14 protein-coding genes are annotated in these 19,916 nt (G+C 52.0%); 8 read left to right on the top strand and 6 right to left on the bottom strand.

The window, feature by feature from the left end; all coding sequences use genetic code 11:
* Window positions 1-57: 57 nt before the first annotated feature.
* Both cmk and aroA read right to left on the bottom strand, forming a co-directional pair.
* Window positions 58-750, bottom strand: a complete 693-nt coding sequence (gene cmk, locus K0H81_RS09965) for a (d)CMP kinase (RefSeq protein ID WP_220060758.1) — start codon at window positions 748-750, stop codon at window positions 58-60.
* Window positions 751-926: 176 nt separating this feature from the next.
* Window positions 927-2,207 (bottom strand): 3-phosphoshikimate 1-carboxyvinyltransferase, encoded by a 1,281-nt coding sequence (gene aroA / locus K0H81_RS09970; RefSeq protein ID WP_220060759.1) that lies wholly within the window; start codon window positions 2,205-2,207, stop codon window positions 927-929.
* Between the two features lie 389 nt (window positions 2,208-2,596).
* Between aroA and K0H81_RS09975 the strand changes: the two genes are divergently transcribed.
* Window positions 2,597-3,787 carry an amino acid aminotransferase gene (locus K0H81_RS09975; protein WP_011865749.1) on the top strand — a complete coding sequence of 397 codons (1,191 nt, stop codon included), beginning with the start codon at window positions 2,597-2,599 and terminating at the stop codon, window positions 3,785-3,787.
* A 67-nt stretch (window positions 3,788-3,854) separates the two neighbouring features.
* Here K0H81_RS09975 and serC read toward each other — a convergent pair whose 3' ends face one another.
* Together serC and gyrA are read right to left on the bottom strand one after the other, a co-directional pair.
* Window positions 3,855-4,949, bottom strand: a complete 1,095-nt coding sequence (gene serC / locus K0H81_RS09980) for a 3-phosphoserine/phosphohydroxythreonine transaminase (RefSeq protein ID WP_220058218.1) — start codon at window positions 4,947-4,949, stop codon at window positions 3,855-3,857.
* A gap of 130 nt (window positions 4,950-5,079) precedes the next feature.
* Window positions 5,080-7,719 carry a DNA topoisomerase (ATP-hydrolyzing) subunit A gene (gyrA, locus tag K0H81_RS09985; protein WP_220058219.1) on the bottom strand — a complete coding sequence of 880 codons (2,640 nt, stop codon included), beginning with the start codon at window positions 7,717-7,719 and terminating at the stop codon, window positions 5,080-5,082.
* 253 nt (window positions 7,720-7,972) lie between these two features.
* Here gyrA and ubiG point away from each other — a divergent pair, with 253 nt between their 5' ends.
* The 5 genes from ubiG to yfaE all read left to right on the top strand — a co-directional run bounded on the left by ubiG (window position 7,973) and on the right by yfaE (window position 13,803).
* A complete protein-coding gene (gene ubiG / locus K0H81_RS09990) occupies window positions 7,973-8,761 on the top strand; it encodes a bifunctional 2-polyprenyl-6-hydroxyphenol methylase/3-demethylubiquinol 3-O-methyltransferase UbiG (protein WP_258406265.1) in 789 nt (262 codons plus the stop codon).
* A 28-nt stretch (window positions 8,762-8,789) separates the two neighbouring features.
* Window positions 8,790-9,473, top strand: a complete 684-nt coding sequence (locus K0H81_RS09995) for an HAD family hydrolase (RefSeq protein ID WP_434086885.1) — start codon at window positions 8,790-8,792, stop codon at window positions 9,471-9,473.
* Window positions 9,474-9,975: 502 nt separating this feature from the next.
* On the top strand, window positions 9,976-12,264 hold the full coding sequence (gene nrdA / locus K0H81_RS10000; RefSeq protein ID WP_220058222.1) for a class 1a ribonucleoside-diphosphate reductase subunit alpha: 2,289 nt from the start codon (window positions 9,976-9,978) through the stop codon (window positions 12,262-12,264).
* A gap of 59 nt (window positions 12,265-12,323) precedes the next feature.
* Window positions 12,324-13,454 carry a class Ia ribonucleoside-diphosphate reductase subunit beta gene (gene nrdB, locus K0H81_RS10005; protein ID WP_220058223.1) on the top strand — a complete coding sequence of 377 codons (1,131 nt, stop codon included), beginning with the start codon at window positions 12,324-12,326 and terminating at the stop codon, window positions 13,452-13,454.
* Window positions 13,423-13,803: a class I ribonucleotide reductase maintenance protein YfaE gene (yfaE, locus tag K0H81_RS10010; protein WP_220058224.1), complete on the top strand. Its 381-nt coding sequence runs from the start codon at window positions 13,423-13,425 to the stop codon at window positions 13,801-13,803. The genes nrdB and yfaE overlap by 32 nt, the downstream gene beginning before the upstream one ends.
* A gap of 285 nt (window positions 13,804-14,088) precedes the next feature.
* Here the strand turns inward: yfaE and K0H81_RS10015 are convergent, their stop codons facing one another.
* Window positions 14,089-14,496 (bottom strand): YciI family protein, encoded by a 408-nt coding sequence (locus tag K0H81_RS10015; RefSeq protein WP_258406266.1) that lies wholly within the window; start codon window positions 14,494-14,496, stop codon window positions 14,089-14,091.
* A gap of 234 nt (window positions 14,497-14,730) precedes the next feature.
* Complete coding sequence (locus tag K0H81_RS10020) at window positions 14,731-16,746, bottom strand: oxidoreductase (RefSeq protein WP_220058226.1); 2,016 nt, start codon at window positions 16,744-16,746, stop codon at window positions 14,731-14,733.
* Between the two features lie 165 nt (window positions 16,747-16,911).
* Between K0H81_RS10020 and sppA the strand changes: the two genes are divergently transcribed.
* Together sppA and ansA are read left to right on the top strand one after the other, a co-directional pair.
* Complete coding sequence (gene sppA / locus K0H81_RS10025; protein ID WP_220058227.1) at window positions 16,912-18,753, top strand: signal peptide peptidase SppA; 1,842 nt, start codon at window positions 16,912-16,914, stop codon at window positions 18,751-18,753.
* 121 nt (window positions 18,754-18,874) lie between these two features.
* Window positions 18,875-19,888, top strand: coding sequence for an asparaginase (gene ansA, locus K0H81_RS10030; protein ID WP_011865738.1), 1,014 nt, complete (start codon window positions 18,875-18,877; stop codon window positions 19,886-19,888).
* Window positions 19,889-19,916 lie beyond the last annotated feature (28 nt).

Below are 19,916 nucleotides of genomic sequence, written 5' to 3' on the forward strand. Positions count from 1 at the left end.
TGGAGTCAGATTAATCATTTGTCGCATCCATGTGACAAATCGTAACGACCCTGCTCCCTAGAGAACAAGATCAGGTAATTTTTCTTTGATGTGAGCGAGCGCGAGCTCAACCACTTCATCAATGCCTATGCCAGTCGTATCGATCACCAGCGCATCCTCGGCAGGAACCAAAGGAGCGACCGGGCGATTCATATCACGCTCATCGCGTTCAACGACCTCGGCCAAAAGACGGTCGATATTAACATCGAAGCCCTTGTCCTGCAACTGATTATAGCGCCTTTGGGCCCTTTCCTCAGCTGACGCGGTTAAATAAAGTTTAGCTGGAGTTGTAGGAAAAACGACCGTGCCCATGTCGCGACCATCAGCGATCAAACCTGGCGCCTCGGCAAAGGCGCGCTGACGACGAAGAAGCGCCTCACGTACGCGGGGAAAAGCCGCGACTTTTGAGGCTGCATTAGAGCACTCTTGGCTACGGATGGCGTGGGATACATCCTCGCCTTCCAGGACCACTTTAATGCCATTGCCATTAGCCGTAATGAATTGCACATCTAAATGCGCGGCTAACAGGGCCAGCGAGGCTTCGTTGTCTAACTCGACGTTATGGTGAATTGCCGCGAGGGCCAAGACACGATATATGGCACCGCTATCAAGCAGCTTCCATCCTAAACGCGAAGCAAGTATCTGACTAATAGTGCCTTTACCTGCACCGCTTGGGCCGTCAATAGTGACGATGGGAGCCCGTTGTGACATATGATTCTCCAAATTAAATCTATCTTCCCTAAAGATCCTGAATGTCGTCCACGAAAAAACTGCGCGCGCATTATAAACTAAAAGCAATCATAAAGCGGCAAAAAGTTACGAATTAACATAATTGGATCACTTATTATCGCGGGTCAAAAGCACTGACCCGCGATGAGAGACTGAGCCTACTGGGCAAGCGCCGCAAACTGGGCGAAGTAGTCGGGGAAGGTCTTGGAGGTACAATCGGGATCGTTAATGGTTATGCCACAATCGGCAAAGGCCATCAGTGAGAAACACATGGCCATGCGATGATCGTTATAAGTATCGATTTCGGCCGTATTTAACTGAGCCGGCGCCGTGACGCGAATATAATCATGGCCCTCTTCTACCTCGGCGCCAACTTTACGCAGCTCGGTGGCCATGGCAGCGAGACGGTCTGTCTCCTTGATACGCCAGTTGTAGATATTACGCAGCGTCGTGGTGCCTGTGGCAAACAGCGCCGTGGTCGCTATGGTCATGGCAGCATCCGGGATATGGTTCATGTCGAGATCCACCCCATGTAGCGGCGCACTTCTGGCGATGATGAAATCGTCGCCCCACTCTATCTGTGCGCCCATGGCTTCGAGGACGTCGGCAAACTTAACATCCCCTTGAATACTTTTCAGTCCAACACCGGTGACTTTAACCTCACCGCCTTGAATGGCTCCAGCTGCCAGGAAGTATGAGGCCGATGAGGCGTCGCCTTCAACCAGCACAGTACCGGGGGAGACATATTTCTGGCCTGCAGGAATCTCGAAGCGCTGATAGTCGTGATTAATAACCGTCACGCCAAACTGCGCCATCAACGCGATAGTGATGTCGATATATGGTTTGGAGACCAGCTCGCCTTTAATCTTGATATTCACCTGATCCTTAGCCAGTGGCGTCACCATCAGCAGCGCGGTTAAAAACTGGCTGGACAGGTCACCAGCGATCTCAACATCGCCGCCATTGAGTCCGGTGGCATTGATGGTTAGCGGCGGAAAGCCGGGCTGTTTCAGGTAGCGTATATCGGCACCAAGTGTGTTTAGGGCATCGACCAGATCACCTATGGGACGCTCCTCCATTCGCGGCTCGCCCGTTAAGGTAAATTCGCCCTGACCTAAAGTCAGCGCAGCACATAAGGGGCGCATCGCCGTGCCGGCATTACCCAGAAACAGTGTCTGGGCTGTGTCGCTATTAATTACGCCGCCCAATCCATCGAGTTCGCAAACCCGGTTATTGTCAGATAATTGATAGTTAACCCCGAGCTGCTTGAGGGCAGTAAGCATGTGACGAATGTCGTCAGAATCGAGCAGATTGGTCAGTCGGGTTTTCCCTTCAGCTAAGGTCGCCAATAACAGAGCGCGGTTAGAGATACTCTTAGAACCGGGAATATTCACGGTACCATGAACCTTAGATATGGGATCGAGTCGTAGTTGTTTCATTAATCACTTCTTAATTGGTTGCAGCCCGGATCGACCGCGGATTATTGATACTGTTAGATACTAAAAACTTGCCATCACGACAAAATGGCCATCTGCTCAATAGACCTGAGCCTCGTGGTTATAAAATTACTGATTGAGGCGGACTATTCAACCCTTTTTTACGATTTATGGCCTTTAATGAGTAATTTTCTTTCTTAGCACTTTGCATGCCCACAAAAAATCACCAGAAATAGACCCGTCTCCCGCCGCTGGCATGAAAATTTGCCAAATTTAAGTTTCGATAAAATCTCGCATTGCGCTGTAAATTCCGCGCAAAATTAGTTTATCCTAAGGCTACGCACAGCGAAGGCCATTTAGGGCCTATAACAAGACATAAGGTAGTTGGAGCCATGTTCGAGAATCTTTCCCCTATGCCCGCCGATCCTATCCTAGGGCTAATGACAAAATTCCGTGAAGATCCCCATGCAAACAAGGTGGATCTAGGCGTAGGTGTATACAAGGATGAAGCGGGAAACACCCCGATTTTAGCCTGTGTCAAACGCGCCGAGCAGCACCGTATCGACACAGAGGCAACCAAAGTTTACATAGGCCCAACAGGTTCTCCTGCCTTTAACCAACTGATGGGCGAACTAGCGTTTGGCCAGGACAACCCAGCACTGCTAGCCGATCGCATTCGCACCGTATCGACTCCGGGCGGTACGGGCGCCCTGCGCGTCGCGGCCGATTTCATCAAGCGTGTTAACCCAAATAGTGTGATCTGGGTGAGCGACCCCACCTGGGCCAACCATACGGGTCTGTTTGAAGCCGCCGGAATTAAGGTCAAGACCTACCCTTACTACGACTATCAAAACAAGACTCTGAAATTTGACGAGATGCTGGCAGCCCTTTCCCAGATTGGCGCCGATGATGTGGTCTTGTTCCACGCCTGTTGTCATAACCCAAGCGGCATGGACCTCACTAACGAGCAGTGGGATCAGGTGATCGCGCTGACCAAGCAACAGGGGTTCACCCCGCTCATCGACATGGCCTATCAAGGCTTTGGCGATGGTGTCGATGAAGATGCCTATGGTGTGCGTCAAATGGCCGCTAACGTCGATGACATGATCCTGTGTAGCTCTTGTTCGAAAAACTTCGGCCTTTATCGTGAGCGTATCGGCGCCTGTTCTATCGTCGGCAAAGACAGTCATTCGGCCAATGTGGCCTATTCGGTGCTGCTCTATGTGGTGCGCTGCATCTACTCTATGCCGCCGGCCCATGGCGCCGCCATCGTCGAGACGATTCTGGGATCGAGTGAGCTTAAGCAGCAATGGCTAGATGAGTTGAAGGTCATGCGCGATCGCATTAACGGCAACCGCGCCATGCTGGTCAATAAGCTGATCGAAAAAGGTGTCACCCGAGACTTTAGCTTTATCGCCAAGCAGAAAGGCATGTTCTCCTTCCTCGGCGTTACCCCAGAGCAAGTCGCTAAGCTTCAGGCGGATCACAGCATCTACATGGTCGATTCTAGCCGCATCAGCATCGCAGGTATTGGTGAAGGCAATGTCGATTATCTGGCGGAGTCTATCGCCAAGGTGTTGTAATACAGCTTGAAAACTCATAAAAAAGGGGACCATTTGGTCCCCTTTTATGTTCTGATGTTCTTTAAAGTTAGGCCGCGTGTTTTTCGGCGAAGGCTTTCATGAAGCTCACCAAGGCCTCGACACCCACTAATGGCATGGCGTTGTAGAGGCTGGCGCGCATACCGCCGACACTGCGATGACCTTTTAGCGCCACTAAGCCAGCGGCCTTAGCTTCTGCCAAAAACTGCTCATTCAACGACTCATCTTTCAGATAGAAGGTCACGTTCATCTTCGAGCGGTTAGCAACCGCGACGCGGTTTTCATAGAAATCGCCGCTGTCGATATAGGCATAGAGCGTCTCGGCCTTACGATCATTGACCTTGGCAACCTCTGCCACGCCACCCTGTGCCTTGAGCCATTTGAAGACTTCTGCAGCCAGATACCAGGCAAAGGTCGGCGGCGTATTGAACATGGAGTCATGTTTTACGGCCAGGCGATAGTCCATGATAGATGCCTGGGTGAGCTGCGGATACGCAAGTAAATCGTCACGAACGATGACGATGCTTAAGCCCGATGGTCCGATATTCTTCTGGGCGCCGGCATAGATGAGTCCATAACGGCTGACATCTATCTCGCGCGACATGATGTTTGATGACATGTCGGCAACGATCGGCCAAGGTGAATTAATCTCTTCAAAAATTTCGATGCCATCTACCGTCTCATTTGGGCAGTAGTGCAGGTAACGATAATCTTGTTTAATCTCATTAAGATCTGGCACAACGATACGGCTGATACCATTGACTTTTTCGACAATGTTTAACGTATCTATCTGGGCGTCGCCGGCCAATTTTTTGGCTTCTTCAACCGCGGCAGATGACCAACTGCCATCGACCAGATAGAGGGCCTTACCCTGTTGACCCAAAAAATTATTCACAACTGCGGCGAACTGTCCGCGGCCACCACCATGCATAAAGAGTACATGGTAGTTGCTGGGAATATTCATCAAGTCTCTGATGTCGGCCTCGGCCTGCTCGGTAAGCGCGATAAACTCTTTACTACGATGGCTGATCTCCATTACGGAGACACCTTGCCCGTTCCAATCCAATAACTCCTCTTGTGCTTTTTGCATCACGGGCTGAGGTAACATGGCCGGCCCTGCACAGAAATTATATGTCGCGCTCACTGCTTTCTCCTTTGCTCTTCTTTCAACTGTGTTGCGTCAAATTAAATGCCATTGGCGTATTTTATTATCGGGTTTCACTTGCCGAAACAAAACGAGCGTCCATAAGGACGCCCGTTAATTTCGCTAAACGTTATTCATTTGGCTCAACGTCTGGCTCGGCCTCGGGCGCTTCGCCTTCGACTTGCTGCTCATCGACAGTATCCGTGATGATAGGGTTGCCCTCTTCGTCAAACTCCTGTTCATCCTGGATCTCATCGATACGCTGCAGCCCAACGACCGTCTCGTCGGTAGCCGTACGGATAATGGTCACACCTTGAGTGTTACGACCAATAGTCGACACACCAGATGCCGGTGTACGAACCAGGGTACCCTTGTCGCTGATCAACATGATCTCATCGTTTTCGAGTACTTGTACCGCTCCGACGACAGCGCCATTACGCTCGCTCACCTTGATCGATACTACACCCTTGGTCGCGCGGCTCTTAGCTGGGTATTCATCCAACTCGGTACGCTTACCATAACCGTTCTCAGTAACGGTCAGGATTGCACCGTCGTTCTTAGGTACGATGAGAGAGACTACACTCTGGCCATCTTCGAGCTTGATACCGCGAACACCTGTAGCGGTGCGGCCCATGCCACGAACCTGGTCTTCGCTAAAGCGAACTACCTTACCTTCGTTAGAGAAGAGCATCACCTCGTTGTCACCGTTGGTGATGTCGACGCCGATCAGCTGATCGCCATCTTTCAGGTTAACGGCGATGATACCGTTGGCTCTTGGACGAGAGTATTGATCCAGCGAAGTCTTCTTCACGGTGCCGTGAGAAGTCGCCATGATCACATACTTGTCGGCGTCATATTCACGCACCGGCAAGATAGCGGTGATACGCTCACCTTCCGCCAGCGGCAGCAGGTTGATGATAGGACGACCACGGGCCTGACGGCTTGCCAGCGGCAGTTGGTACACCTTGAGCCAGTACATCTTACCGAAGTCAGAGAAACACAAGATGGTATCGTGGGTGTTGGCGACCAGCAGTTTCTCGACGAAATCTTCATCCTTCACCTTTGTCGCGGCCTTACCCTTACCACCACGGCGCTGGGCCTGGTAATCGCTCAAAGGCTGATACTTGGCGTAACCCAGATGCGACAGGGTCACTACCACATCTTCTTCGTTGATCAGATCTTCAAGGCTGATATCGACCGCAGAGGCGTTAAGCTCGGTACGACGTTCATCGCCAAACACTTCTAGCACTTCCTGAAGCTCTTCTTTAATCACTTCCATCAGACGCTCAGGGCTGCGGAGGATATATAGCAGAGCTGCGATCAGCTCTAGCAGCTCTTCATATTCGCTTAGGATCTTCTCATGTTCCAGACCGGTCAGCTTGTGCAGACGCAGATCCAGAATCGCCTGAGCCTGTTGCTCAGTCAGGTAGTAGAGACCATCACGAATACCGAACTCTGCCGACAACCACTCTGGACGCGCCGCATCATCACCGGCCTTCTCCAGCATGCCTTGTACATTGCCAAGGGCCCAGCCTTGAGAAACCAGCTTAGTCTTGGCTTCGGCCGGTGTTGGCGATGCCTTGATAAGCGCAATTATAGGGTCGATGTTAGCAAGAGCAATCGCCAGTGCTTCAAGGATATGAGCACGTTCGCGTGCCTTACGCAGTTCGAATACGGTACGACGGGTCACCACTTCACGACGGTGAAGGATGAAGCACTCGAGCATCTCTTTAAGGTTGAACAGCTTAGGCTGACCATTGGTCAGGGCCACCATGTTGATACCGAAAGAGGTTTGCAGCTGAGTCTGGGCGTAAAGGTTGTTGAGGATCACCTCACCCACTTCGCCGCGTTTTACTTCGATAACGATACGCATACCGTCTTTGTCTGACTCGTCGCGCAGTCCGCTGATGCCTTCGATCTTCTTATCTTTTACCAGCTCGGCGATCTTCTCGATCAGACGAGCCTTGTTTACCTGATAAGGGATCTCGGTAACGATAATGCGCTCACGACCGTTGTCTTCAGTCTCAACGGTTGCGCGGGCACGCATGACCGCCTTACCACGACCCGTCTTATAGGCATCTTCGATACCCTTACGGCCGTTGACGATCGCCGCCGTTGGGAAATCTGGTCCTGGAATATGTTCCATCAGCTGCTCGATAGAGAGACTAGGCTCATCGATCAGTGCCAAACAGCCGGAGATCACTTCTGACAGGTTGTGAGGAGGAATGTTGGTCGCCATACCTACGGCGATACCCGATGAACCATTCACCAGCAGGGCCGGAATACGGGTTGGCAGTACCGCCGGGATCTGCTCTGTACCATCATAGTTAGGTACGTAGTCGACGGTTTCTTTCTCTAGGTCAGCCAGCAGTTGATGCGCCAGCTTGTCCATACGAATTTCGGTATAACGCATGGCCGCTGCCGCGTCACCATCGACCGAACCAAAGTTACCCTGACCATCGACCAAGGTGTAGCGCATAGAGAATGGCTGCGCCATACGAACGATGGTGTCGTAAACCGCTGAGTCACCGTGCGGGTGATATTTACCGATAACGTCACCGACGACACGCGCCGACTTCTTATAAGGTTTGTTCCAATCGTTCTTCAACTCGTTCATCGCGAATAATACGCGGCGATGAACCGGCTTTAGACCGTCACGTACATCGGGTAACGCACGGCCCACGATCACGCTCATGGCGTAATCCAAATATGAATTCTTTAATTCGTCTTCAATATTAATTGGTGTTATAGATGAAGCCAGATCAGTCATAAACTGCTCGATCCCTTGAAATTTAGCCGACAAAATACTGCTTAAAAACCAGGCAATATTTTACCAAGCCTGAAAACGTGATTTGGCATTCTAACACAGATATTTAAAGGTGCTAGACCCTATTGAAATTTCACGCCAAATATCTGTTTACGACCGAAAACCCGGGCCAGTTTCAGGCAAGATGAACGCTTTAGCAGCAATCTGATGACTAAGCAGACATTTTCGCCGGGTTCTCCTTTGTTTATCTAAGGCGATGGGTATAATAGCTACATCATTTATTCCCTTCAGAGGACTCTCCGTGTCTAACCTATCTGAGACAAATTTTTCTGAGACTAATAATGCCAATGTCGATCCACAAGAAATCGCTAAGTTTGAGAAGATGGCTGCCACTTGGTGGGATCCCGAAGGAGAATTTAAACCCATCCATAAGCTCAATCCCCTGAGACTCAACTATATCGATCAAGCCGTCGAAGGCCTGTTTGGTAAGCGTGTGCTGGATGTCGGCTGTGGCGGCGGTATTCTCTCTGAGAGCATGGCACGTCTTGGCGCCAAGGTAGATGGTTTAGACATGGGCGCCGAGCCCCTCGATGTCGCGAAACTTCACGCCTTAGAGATGGGTGTCGAGATAAACTATATCCAGGACACGGCGGAGCATCACAGAGATAGTCATCAGGGCCAGTATGATGTGGTCACCTGTATGGAGATGCTCGAGCATGTGCCCGACCCTGCCTCTGTTATCAAGGCCTGTAGCGACATGGTTAAGCCTGGCGGCTATGTGTTCTTCTCGACCATCAACCGCAACATCAGAGCCTATGTAGAGACAGTGATTGGCGCCGAGTACCTGCTTAAGATGCTACCAGTAGGCACACACGATCATAAGAAGTACATCAAACCTGCCGAACTTATTGGCATGGCGGATGCGGTAGATCTTGAGTGCGTCGATGCGACCGGCATCACCTACAATCCGCTGACGGAAATTTTCCGCTACACCAAGTCGCTAGATGTCAACTATATGATCGCCACGGTTAAGCAGGATGACTGATCAAATTGTGCCAGGTGCTATCGCTGAAATGATTGATGGTAAGCGAACTGCCACTAGACCAATAAAAGGTGTGCTGTTTGATCTCGATGGCACCCTAGTGGATACGGCGCCAGATCTCGTGCTGGCGCTTAACTTGGCGCTAAAAGACTTTGGGCTGCCGAGCCAACGACTGGAAGATATTCGCTTTGCCGCTTCCCATGGCAGCCTGGCGTTAGTTAACGCCGCCCAGCCTCATCTTAATGATGAGGAAAAAGCGGCCATCCAGCAGGCGCTGCTTGAGCACTACCATAATGTTAACGGCCAAGAGGCCAAGCTTTTCGATGGCATGAGTGCCCTGCTCGAGCACCTTAGCGAGCAACGCATTCCCTTTGGGGTCGTCACCAATAAGGCGGCGCGCTTTGCGCGGCCTTTGCTGCACAGGCTTGCCTTAGCCAACAAGATGCCAGCCATCATCAGCGGCGACTCCACCACCCAGAGTAAACCCCATCCGGCGCCTATGCGTTTGGCAGCGTCGCAAATTGGCGTCAGCTGCCAGGGAATTCTCTACCTAGGTGATGCTAAGCGCGACCTCGAAGCGGCCCGCAATAGCGACATGCTGGGGGGCATTGCCCATTGGGGTTATATTGGAAACAATGATCAGGCGCACCTCTGGCCCCACGACTTTGGCTTCGACACCCCGGTATCCGTGCTTGAACTCCTAAGACAGGGCTAAGTCGCAGTTAAATCGTGCATAAGTAGCGGTTAAGTCACGATTAAATGAGATGCGTCACGCGCTCTGGTGCTAGGGCGTGTGACACGTCAGTAAAAAGTCGTCCAGGCTGAGATCGCGATCCTTTTTCGGCGCCAAAAGATCCTCAGGATCTGGCCAATATTTTAGCTTTCATGATAGGGAGAAGCAGTCGCCTAAAACTTGACCCGCCGGTGCTATCGTAATTGAAAACAAGGGTTAAAGGTAAGCCATTACTAACCCTTTGGTTTACCCCCAAGATATCCACAACTTGTCCCCTAAAAACCCGCTTGCAATATCCCACCAACCTCACTATCTTGTATCCTATAAAAGAAAAAACACCATATCTTGTGTATGGGCGGCGGTCGAAGCCACTAGAACTGCAGTAGTGCTCAGGTACTTTTTTTAACATCTTCGATTGTTTTTACATGGAAACGTAGGGTGGAGTTTTCCCTCCCAGCGATATTTAATTCAAGGCTTATCTTCAATGAACAGCAATATGCAAGTCACGAAGCGCAGTGGCGAACGTGAAACCATCGATCTCGATAAGATCCACCGAGTGATCACTTGGGCGGCCAAAGGACTGAATAACGTCTCAGTATCGGAAGTCGAATTACGTTCACACCTTCAGTTTTATGATGGAATTCCAACTGAAGCGATCCACGAAACCATAATTAAGGCCGCTGCCGACCTTATCTCGCCAGAGTCACCAGACTATCAATTCCTCTCTGCACGTCTGGCCATCTTCCACCTGCGTAAGAAAGCCTTCGGTCAGTTTGAGCCGCCTTCGCTATACGACCATGTGGTGAAGTTGGTTGAGCTGGGTAAATATGACACGCACATTCTGAACGACTATAGCCGCGAGGAGTTAGATACACTCGACAGCTATATCGACCACTGGCGCGACATGAACTTCTCTTATGCCGCGGTTAAGCAGTTGGAAGGTAAGTACCTGGTTCAAAACCGTGTGACTCACGAAGTCTACGAGAGTGCGCAGTTCCTCTATATTCTGGTAGCGGCTTGTCTGTTCGCCAACTACCCGAGAGAGACGCGTCTTCAGTACGTTAAAGATTTCTATGACGCGACCTCGACCTTTAAGATCTCGCTACCGACACCTATCATGTCAGGTGTGCGTACACCAACACGCCAGTTCAGCTCTTGCGTGCTGATCGAGTGTGGCGACAGCTTAGACTCAATCAATGCAACCGCCTCTTCTATCGTGAAGTATGTGTCGCAACGTGCCGGCATAGGGGTCAACGCAGGTCGTATTCGCGCGCTGGGTAGCCCAATTCGTGGCGGCGAGGCATTCCACACAGGTTGTCTGCCTTTCTATAAGTATTTCCAGACGGCGGTGAAATCTTGCTCACAAGGTGGCGTTCGCGGCGGTGCGGCGACCCTCTTCTACCCTATGTGGCACCTGGAAGTTGAGTCTCTGCTGGTACTTAAGAACAACCGCGGCGTCGAAGATAACCGTATCCGTCACCTGGACTACGGCGTTCAGCTGAACAAGCTGATGTACCAACGTCTTATCCAGGGTGGCATGATCACGCTATTCAGTCCATCAGACGTCCCAGGGCTGTACGATGCCTTCTTCGAAGATCAGGCAGAGTTCGAGCGTCTGTATGTGAAGTATGAGCAGGATGAGAGCATACGTAAGAAGCAGATCAAGGCGGTAGAACTCTTCTCCTTGATGATGCAGGAGCGCGCCTCTACCGGTCGTATCTATATCCAGAACGTCGATCACTGTAATACCCACAGCCCGTTCGATGCTAAGGTTGCCCCGGTACGTCAGTCGAACCTGTGTCTTGAGATCGCATTGCCGACCAAGCCGCTGAACAACATCGACGATCCAGATGGCGAGATCGCCCTGTGTACCCTATCTGCGTTGAACCTGGGCGCCATCAAGAAGCTTGATGAGCTGGAAAGCCTGGCAGATTTGGCCGTGCGCGCGCTCGATAGCCTACTCGACTACCAAGACTACCCTATCATCTCGGCACATAAGGGCTCGATGAACCGTCGTACCCTGGGTATAGGCGTGATCAACTTTGCCAACTACCTGGCTAAAGAAGGCGTGCGTTATTCAGACGGCAGCGCCAACGGCATCACTCACAAGACCTTCGAAGCGATCCAGTACTATCTGCTGAAGGCCTCGATGAATCTGGCGAAAGAGCAAGGCGCTTGCCCTGCCTTCCACGAGACCAATTACGCCAAGGGTATCCTGCCAATCGATACCTACAAGCGTGACCTCGATAAGATCTGTGACGAGCCACTACACATGGATTGGGAAACCCTGCGTGAAGAGATCAAGACTCACGGCCTGCGTAACTCGACCCTGTCTGCTCTTATGCCATCTGAGACCTCATCGCAGATCTCTAACGCGACTAACGGTATCGAGCCGCCACGTGGCCTGATCAGCGTTAAGGCCAGTAAGGATGGTCAGCTTAAGCAGGTAGTCCCTGATTTTGAGAAGTACCAGTACAGCTATGAGCTGCTGTGGCAGATGCCAGGCAACGAAGGTTACCTGCAGCTGGTCGGTTTGATGCAGAAGTTTGTTGACCAATCTATCTCGGCCAACACCAACTATGACCCAAGCCGCTTCCCAGGTGCCAAGGTACCTATGCAGGTGCTGCTGAAGGACCTGTTGACCGCATATAAATACGGTGTGAAGACACTTTACTATCACAACACGCGTGACGGTGCGTCAGACAAATATGACGATATCACCTCCATTGAGAAAGAAGACGATAGCTGCGCAGGCGGCGCATGTAAGATCTAACTCTACGTGTTTTAACCTTTTATCAGGGGGCTTTGCCCCCTTTATCGGAAGATAGAAAAATGGCCTATTCAACATTTTGTCAAACACCTAACAATGCCCTGCTGGAACCTATGTTCCTCGGTCAATCGGTTAACGTTGCCCGTTACGATGTTCAAAAATATGAAGTGTTCGAGAAACTAATCGAGAAGCAACTCTCCTTCTTCTGGCGTCCAGAAGAAGTCGACGTCAGCAAAGACAAGATCGATTACGCGGCGCTGCCGGACCACGAGAAGCATATCTTCATCTCTAACCTCAAGTACCAGACCCTACTGGACTCAATTCAAGGCCGCTCGCCAAACGTCGCCTTCCTGCCGCTGGTGTCGCTGCCGGAACTTGAGACCTGGATCGAGACCTGGTCTTTCTCAGAGACGATTCACTCACGCTCTTACACCCACATCATTCGTAATATCGTTAACGATCCTTCGGTCGTATTTGACGATATCGTACAGAACGAAGAGATCCTCAAGCGCGCCAGCGATATCGCCGATTACTACGATAATCTGATCGAGCTGAGCCAGATCTATCACCTCATGGGTGAAGGCACCCATGAGATCAACGGCAAGACTGTTGAGGTCACCACCCGCGCGATCAAGAAAGCCCTCTACCTGTGTATGATGTCGGTTAACGTGCTCGAGGCGATTCGTTTCTACGTCAGCTTCGCCTGCTCATTTGCGTTCGCCGAGCGCAAGCTGATGGAAGGTAACGCCAAGATCATCCGCCTCATCGCCCGTGATGAAGCCCTGCACCTTAACAGCACCCAGCATATTCTTAAGCTGATGCAAGGTGGCAAGGACGACCCAGAAATGGCCGAGATCGCCAAAGAGTGCGAACAGACGGCGATCGACATCTTCGTTAAAGCGGCAGAGCAAGAGAAAGAGTGGGCCAAGTACCTGTTCAAAGACGGCTCTATGATCGGCCTAAACGAGCAGATCCTCTGCCAGTATGTCGAGTACATCACCAACGAGCGTATGAAGTCGGTCAACCTGGCAAGCCCATATGCCGACCAGAGTAACCCGCTGCCGTGGATGAAGAACTGGCTGGAGAGTGACTCGGTACAGGTTGCGCCGCAGGAAGTTGAGGTGTCTTCTTACCTGGTTGGTCAAATTGACGCGTCTGTGGATGAGAGTGAGTTTGCCGACTTTGATCTCTAACAAGATGGTCTTTAGTCAGGCCGTCTTTAAGAAGGCTCCGATCGTGAGCCTTCATGGACAGCCTGTACTCCTCTATACCAGTAACCACCAGAGCCTGTTGGCGGCACTCGAGCAGAAGAAGGTACGTATCTTCTCTGAGTGTCGCAACGGCTTTTGTGGTGCCTGCAAGACGAAGATTAATCGCGGTAGCGTGGTCTACCACACAGAGCCGCTGGTCGAACTGGAGGCAGATGAGTGTCTGCCCTGCTGTTGTCATCCCGACGGCGATCTCGACCTGGCACTTTCTGCCCAAGGCGCAGAGGTGGTCACGACTCACACACCAGAGCCCTTTGCCTGCACCGCCGAATAGCGCGCGACTGAAACTAAGTCTGACCTGAATCTAAGTCTGACTAGGCTTAACCAAATCTCGCCTCAAACATGGCCTAAACTTACCCTTGGCGAAAACAGTCAATCTCCAAGCTAGTTCCAAGCAAACTCCAAGCTATCTCCAAGCAAAATCCCTGGTAAAACTCTGATTACATTCTGGCAATCCTTTGCCGTTTCACTAGAACGTTCTATTAAACAGATACGATAAGTGATGCAAAGGACAGTGGCAAAAGCGCAGATGGGTAGAACAGATCCGCGAGATAATCTGTTAAATCGCTTTCTTTGCCAGCTTATGGTGTAGTCGGTTTACCTCCATTAGGGCGGCGCTGCCATACCAGGGGTGCAGTTCCATCACCAGACGTCCGGCCTTAATGGCGGGATCAGACTCGGTTAATGCCTTGGCCTCCTCGACACTGGTGACGTTAAAGATATAGATGCCTCTTAAATTGCCCTCTTCCAAGAAGGGCCCTGCCAGCACCAGTTTACCCTCCTCGGCCAGTCGGCCGATATTATCCAGGTGTGCCCGCTGCAGCCGCTCTGCCTCTACTTCAGATTGGCTTCGGTTAGGGCCGCTCTTGAGCATAGCCATCACGTAACGCTTCATGCCATACTCATCGGCGCCGACTCTTGCCGCGAGCTCGGCATCATAGCTTTCGGCTCTAAGAGGCAAACTCACCACCAGAGCCGCTACTGCGCCCAATAAGGTAACAAGCAAGCGATGGTTTTTGGTACTCGTTCTAGTATTCGCTATTGTTCTAGTTTCGTTCATTATCTAATCCACTTAGTAAGCATTAGCTTAAGTTATGCCAAAGCCATAAAAAAAGCTAACCCAAAGGATTAGCTTTTCACATTTTATAACCGCAAGCTAGTTTAATAACCACAAGCTAGCGGTAGCCAACTTCTAAGTTTCTTAGATGCTTGCGGCCAGCTCAGCACCTTGGCGAATAGCCCGTTTGGCATCGAGCTCGGCGGCAACATCCACACCGCCAATCAGATGCACTGGCAGACCTGTGTTTTTCATCTCATCGACCAAGCTGCGATTAGACTCTTGTCCGGCACATAACACCACATTGTCTACCTCTAGAACCTGAGCCGCCTCACCGACTTTGATATGTAGGCCTTGTTCATCGAACTTCTGGTAGCTGACACCGTTTAGCATCTCGACATCATGGTGCTTAGCCACAGCGCGGTGGATCCAACCTGTGGTTTTACCGAGTCCCTTGCCCATCTTGCTGGTTTTACGCTGCAATAGGTAAATTTTTCGGCTTGTGTGTTCCAGCTGAGGCGTGGTTAAACCGCCTCGCTCACCATAGGTTTTGTCTATGCCCCACTGCTTGAGCCAGGTATCAGGCTTGAGTGTGGTAGACTCCTGCTCTCCGAGATAGTGAGCCATATCGAAGCCGATACCACCGGCGCCGATCAGAGCAACCCGCTCGCCTACCTCGACCTCGCCGTTCAGCACCTGTTGGTAATTCACCACCTTGGGGCTGTCGAAACCGGGCAGGTCGAGCGCTCTTGGCACAACACCGGCGGCGATCACTACCTCATCGAAGGGCTCGTCTCTAACCACTGAGGCGTCCAGTCGGGTGTTGAGCCTTAGCTCGACCTTGTTGAGCTTCATCTGCTCGGTGAAATAGCGGATGGTTTCATCAAACTCCTCTTTACCCGGGATCTTACGGGCCAGGTTAAACTGACCACCGACCTCCCCCTTGGCCTCAAACAGCACCACCTGATGGCCTCGGCTAGCAGCATAGATGGAAAACGCCATTCCGGCTGGGCCTGCGCCCATGACGGCAATGCGTTTCTTGTGCGTCGCCGACACAAAATTAAGCTCTGTCTCATAACAGGCTCTGGGGTTGACCAGACAGGTGGCGCGTTTCAGCGCAAAGGTATGATCCAGACAGGCCTGATTACACCCGATACAGGTGTTGATCAGCTGACTCTCGCCCGCGGCCGCCTTATTGACAAACTCGGCATCGGCCAGGAAAGGGCGGGCCATAGAGACCATATCAGCCTGACCCGAGGCAATGATCTGCTCGCCGATCTCAGGGGTATTGATACGGTTAGTGGCGATAAGCGGCACGCTCACCTCTTGCTTGAGGCGCTCAGTCACCCAGGCAAAGGCGCCGCGGGGCACACTAGTCACAATGGTAGGTACCCGGGCCTCATGCCAGCCTATGCCTGTGTTGATGATGGTCACGCCGGCGCTCTCCAGCCACTTGGCCAGCTGCACCACCTCCTCCCAGGAGGAGCCGTTATCCACCAGATCAAGCATAGAGAGGCGAAACACTATGATGAAATCTCTGCCGACCCTTTCACGGATCGCCTTGACGATCTCCACCGGGAACTTGGCTCTTTGGCTGAACTCACCGCCCCACTCGTCGTTGCGCTTATTGGTTCTGGCGCAAATAAACTGATTGATTAGGTAGCCTTCAGATCCCATTACCTCCACGCCATCGTAGCCCGCCTTCTTGGCCAGCGCCGCCGTGGTGGCGTAGTCTTTGATGGTGCTTCTTACCTGACGGGCCGACATGGCCGAAGGGGTAAAGGGGGTAATCGGCGACTTGATCTTGCTGGGCGCCTGTGAAAAAGGATGATAGCCGTAACGTCCGGCGTGCAGGATCTGCATACAGATCTTACCGCCCGCCTCATGTACCGCGCTGGTGACGACCTTATGCTTGGCGACCTGCCAGGGGAAGCTTAGCTGACAAGCATTGGGCGCCAAACGACCTCTGAGGTTAGGCGAGATCCCGCCAGTCACAATCAGGCCAACACCACCGGCAGCACGTTCTTGGTAGAATTTTGCCAGTTTCTCAAAACCGCCCTTTTCTTCTTCGAGCCCGGTGTGCATGGAGCCCATGAGCACACGATTCTTCAGTTGTGTGAAGCCGAGATCTAAGGGTTCTAATAAATGCGGAAACGACATTTAAACATCCTTTTTAAACAAGTGATTTAAATCAGCATACCCGCTGTTTGGATTTAGCTCAATACTCAATGCGTGCCAAGCCTTAAGATTCATTTACAATTGTGTTTCGCCCCTATGGCCGTTTTCAGTTAGCATAGAGGGATCAGAGTCATAAAGGAGTGGATAATGTCCGCTAAGCCCTCAATATTTAAACGGATCTTTTCCACCTTGTGGAAGGTGGTTAACACCACACGCAAGGTGATCTTAAATCTATTCTTCTTCGGTTTTATCGCCCTCTTGTTCGTGATCCTCGCCGGTGAGGAGAGCCCAACAGTCGAAGAGGGTTCAGCATTAGTGCTTGATCTATCGGGTAACGTGGTAGAGCAGAAACGCCAGGTGGACCCCATAGAAGCGGCCATGAAGAGTGGTAAAGGGGGCCAGAGCGATGGCGAGATCCTACTTGCCGATCTGCTAAACGCTATCGACAATGCGGCCAGCGACAAACGCATCTCCGCCATAGTGCTCGACATAGGTCACCTTAGATGGACAGGGATCAGCAAGTTGCAGAGCATTGGTGACGCATTGACCCGCTTTAAGGCCTCAGGCAAGCCGATTATCGCCATGGGGAACTGGTATGGCCAAAACCAGTACTTCCTAGCCAGTTTCGCCGATACCATCTACCTCAACCCTCAGGGTTCGGTAGAGATAGAAGGCCTGAGCCGCTATCGCCAATATTTCAAGTCGGCCCTGGATAAACTCAAGATCAAGGCGCACGTTTTCAGGGTGGGCACCTTCAAGTCTGCGGTCGAGCCCTTTATGCGCGACGACATGTCTGAGGCGGCTAAATCGGCCAACCGCGAGCTGCTACAAGATATCTGGGACAGCTTCGAAGCCACGGTCAGCGAAAACCGCGGCATCAAACAAGATGACCTGATGCTGAGCGCCGAGCGTTATCTTGCCGAGCTTAATAAGGCCAATGGTCGCTCATCCGAGATGGCCATCAACCTTGGCTGGGTCGATAAGCTCGCCACTTCCGAGCAGTTCCGTCTGGACATGGTCGAGCGTGTAGGTGAAGCCAAAGAAGGGCACAGCTTTAAGCAGATCAGCTTCTATGACTATCAGAGCGTGATCCAGCAGTTCCCGCCAGTATTGATGCACGACGCCGTCGGCATCATAGTCGCCAAGGGCAACATACTCAATGGTCACCAGGCAGCGGGCCAGATCGGTGGTGAGAGCACCTCTGCCCTGCTTCGCAAGGCGAGATTCGATGACAAGGTGAAGGCTGTGGTGCTGAGAGTCGACAGCCCTGGCGGCAGCGCATTTGCCTCCGAGCAGATCCGTCAGGAAGTGCTGGCCCTCAAGGCAACCAACAAGCCAGTGGTTGTCAGTATGGGCACCTATGCCGCATCGGGTGGCTACTGGATCTCGGCAAGCGCCGACTATATCTACGCCACACCAACGACGCTTACCGGCTCTATCGGTATCTTCGGCATGATGACCACCTTCGAAGACTCACTGGCAGAACTTGGGATCCACACAGACGGCGTCTCCACCTCAGGCTGGACCTCGTTCTCCAGCACCCAGGGGATCAGCGATGAGCTCAAGGAGATCATTCAGCGCCATATCGAGCGAGGCTACCAGGACTTCATCTCGCTTGTCTCAGAGGAGCGCGGCATGAAACCCGAAGAGGTGGATAAGATTGCCCAGGGTCGTGTCTGGTCCGGCAAACGCGCACTTGAGCTTGGCCTTGTCGACGAACTTGGCGATCTTGAGCAGGCGGTGACTAAGGCGGCCGAGCTGGCTAAGCTTGAGAAGTTCGATACCAAGCTGATCGAACAGGAGCTATCGCCACAGGAGCAGTTCATCCAGCAGATGTTTGCCCAGGCTGTAAGCTACATGCCACAGACTCTGTCTCAGAGCAGCCTAATCGAACAACTGCTTGGTGAGGTGAGCAGCGTAGTCGAAGAATTTAACGCCTTTGACGATCCAAACGGCCTCTACCTCTACTGCGACAGCTGTAACTACTAATCGCTCTGCTGTACTCGCAGCAAAGACGCTATCACAGAAAAGCCCGCAGATGCGGGCTTTTTTATTGGCGCTTTCCTAAGTATAATCCCGCCAATCCTGCATCAATAAAGCTATCACTATAATGAAAAAACCCTCCATCTATGTCGCCTACACAGGCGGCACCATAGGCATGCAAAAGACAGATAATGGTTTCGCGCCGGTACCGGGATTTCTCACCGACTGCGTCAAGGCCATGCCCGAGTTTTTTCATCAGGAGATGCCAGACTTTGTCATCAGTGAATATTGTCCACTGATCGACTCTTCAAACATGGCGCCGACGGATTGGCAGATGATCGCCGACGATATCAAGGCAAACTACGACAAGTATGATGGCTTCGTGATCCTCCATGGCACAGATACCATGGCCTTTACCGCCTCGGCGCTCTCCTTCATGCTGCAAGGGCTCACCAAACCCGTTATCGTTACCGGCTCGCAGATCCCGCTGGCCCAGCTGCGCTCAGACGGCCAGACCAATCTGCTTAACGCCCTCTATATCGCCGCCAACTATCCGGTGGCCGAGGTATGCCTCTTCTTTAACAACAAGCTGTTTCGTGGCAATCGCACCACTAAGGCCCATGCAGATGGCTTCGATGCCTTCGCCTCGCCTAACTTCCCTATTCTGTTAGAGGCAGGCATTAAGATCCGCCTCAAGGCGGGCCGCATCAGCGAGAGCAAGGCCAATACCCTGACGGTCAACAAGATAAGCCCGCAGCCCATAGGCGTGGTTACCCTCTACCCAGGGATCACCACAGAGATCATCGATAACATCTTACAGCAGCCGGTAAAGGCGCTAATTTTACTTACCTACGGTGTCGGCAATGCGCCGCAAAACCCTGAGTTACTGGAGTGTCTGCGCAAAGCCAACGAGCGCGGCATCATACTGGTGAATCTAACCCAGTGTTTGCAGGGGAAGGTCAACATGGGCGGCTATGCCACCGGCAACGCGCTGGCCAAAGCCGGGGTTATCAGCGGTTTTGACATGACCACGGAAGCGGCGCTGACCAAACTGCACTACCTGCTATCTACCGAGCTTTCACCGAGCGATATTCGCGTGCAGATGCAGCAAGATCTCTGCGGCGAGCTCACCGAAGACTAATTGGTTTAAAACTAACAATGCGAAATAA

Origin of the sequence: Shewanella halotolerans (assembly GCF_019457535.1) — a bacterium.
Taxonomy (GTDB): Bacteria; Pseudomonadota; Gammaproteobacteria; order Enterobacterales; family Shewanellaceae; genus Shewanella; species Shewanella halotolerans.

Excerpts from the sequence above, each read along its gene's own strand:
- K0H81_RS09975 (WP_011865749.1), top strand. The coding sequence starts at position 2,597 with ATGTTCGAGAATCTTTCCCCTATGCCCGCCGATCCTATCCTAGGGCTA.
- nrdA (WP_220058222.1), top strand. The coding sequence starts at position 9,976 with ATGAACAGCAATATGCAAGTCACGAAGCGCAGTGGCGAACGTGAAACC.
- ubiG (WP_258406265.1), top strand. The coding sequence starts at position 7,973 with ATGGGTATAATAGCTACATCATTTATTCCCTTCAGAGGACTCTCCGTG.
- K0H81_RS10020 (WP_220058226.1), bottom strand. The coding sequence starts at position 16,746 with ATGTCGTTTCCGCATTTATTAGAACCCTTAGATCTCGGCTTCACACAA.
- ansA (WP_011865738.1), top strand. The coding sequence starts at position 18,875 with ATGAAAAAACCCTCCATCTATGTCGCCTACACAGGCGGCACCATAGGC.
- nrdB (WP_220058223.1), top strand. The coding sequence starts at position 12,324 with ATGGCCTATTCAACATTTTGTCAAACACCTAACAATGCCCTGCTGGAA.
- K0H81_RS09995 (WP_434086885.1), top strand. The coding sequence starts at position 8,790 with ATGATTGATGGTAAGCGAACTGCCACTAGACCAATAAAAGGTGTGCTG.
- gyrA (WP_220058219.1), bottom strand. The coding sequence starts at position 7,719 with ATGACTGATCTGGCTTCATCTATAACACCAATTAATATTGAAGACGAA.
- yfaE (WP_220058224.1), top strand. The coding sequence starts at position 13,423 with ATGAGAGTGAGTTTGCCGACTTTGATCTCTAACAAGATGGTCTTTAGT.
- sppA (WP_220058227.1), top strand. The coding sequence starts at position 16,912 with ATGTCCGCTAAGCCCTCAATATTTAAACGGATCTTTTCCACCTTGTGG.
- cmk (WP_220060758.1), bottom strand. The coding sequence starts at position 750 with ATGTCACAACGGGCTCCCATCGTCACTATTGACGGCCCAAGCGGTGCA.
- aroA (WP_220060759.1), bottom strand. The coding sequence starts at position 2,207 with ATGAAACAACTACGACTCGATCCCATATCTAAGGTTCATGGTACCGTG.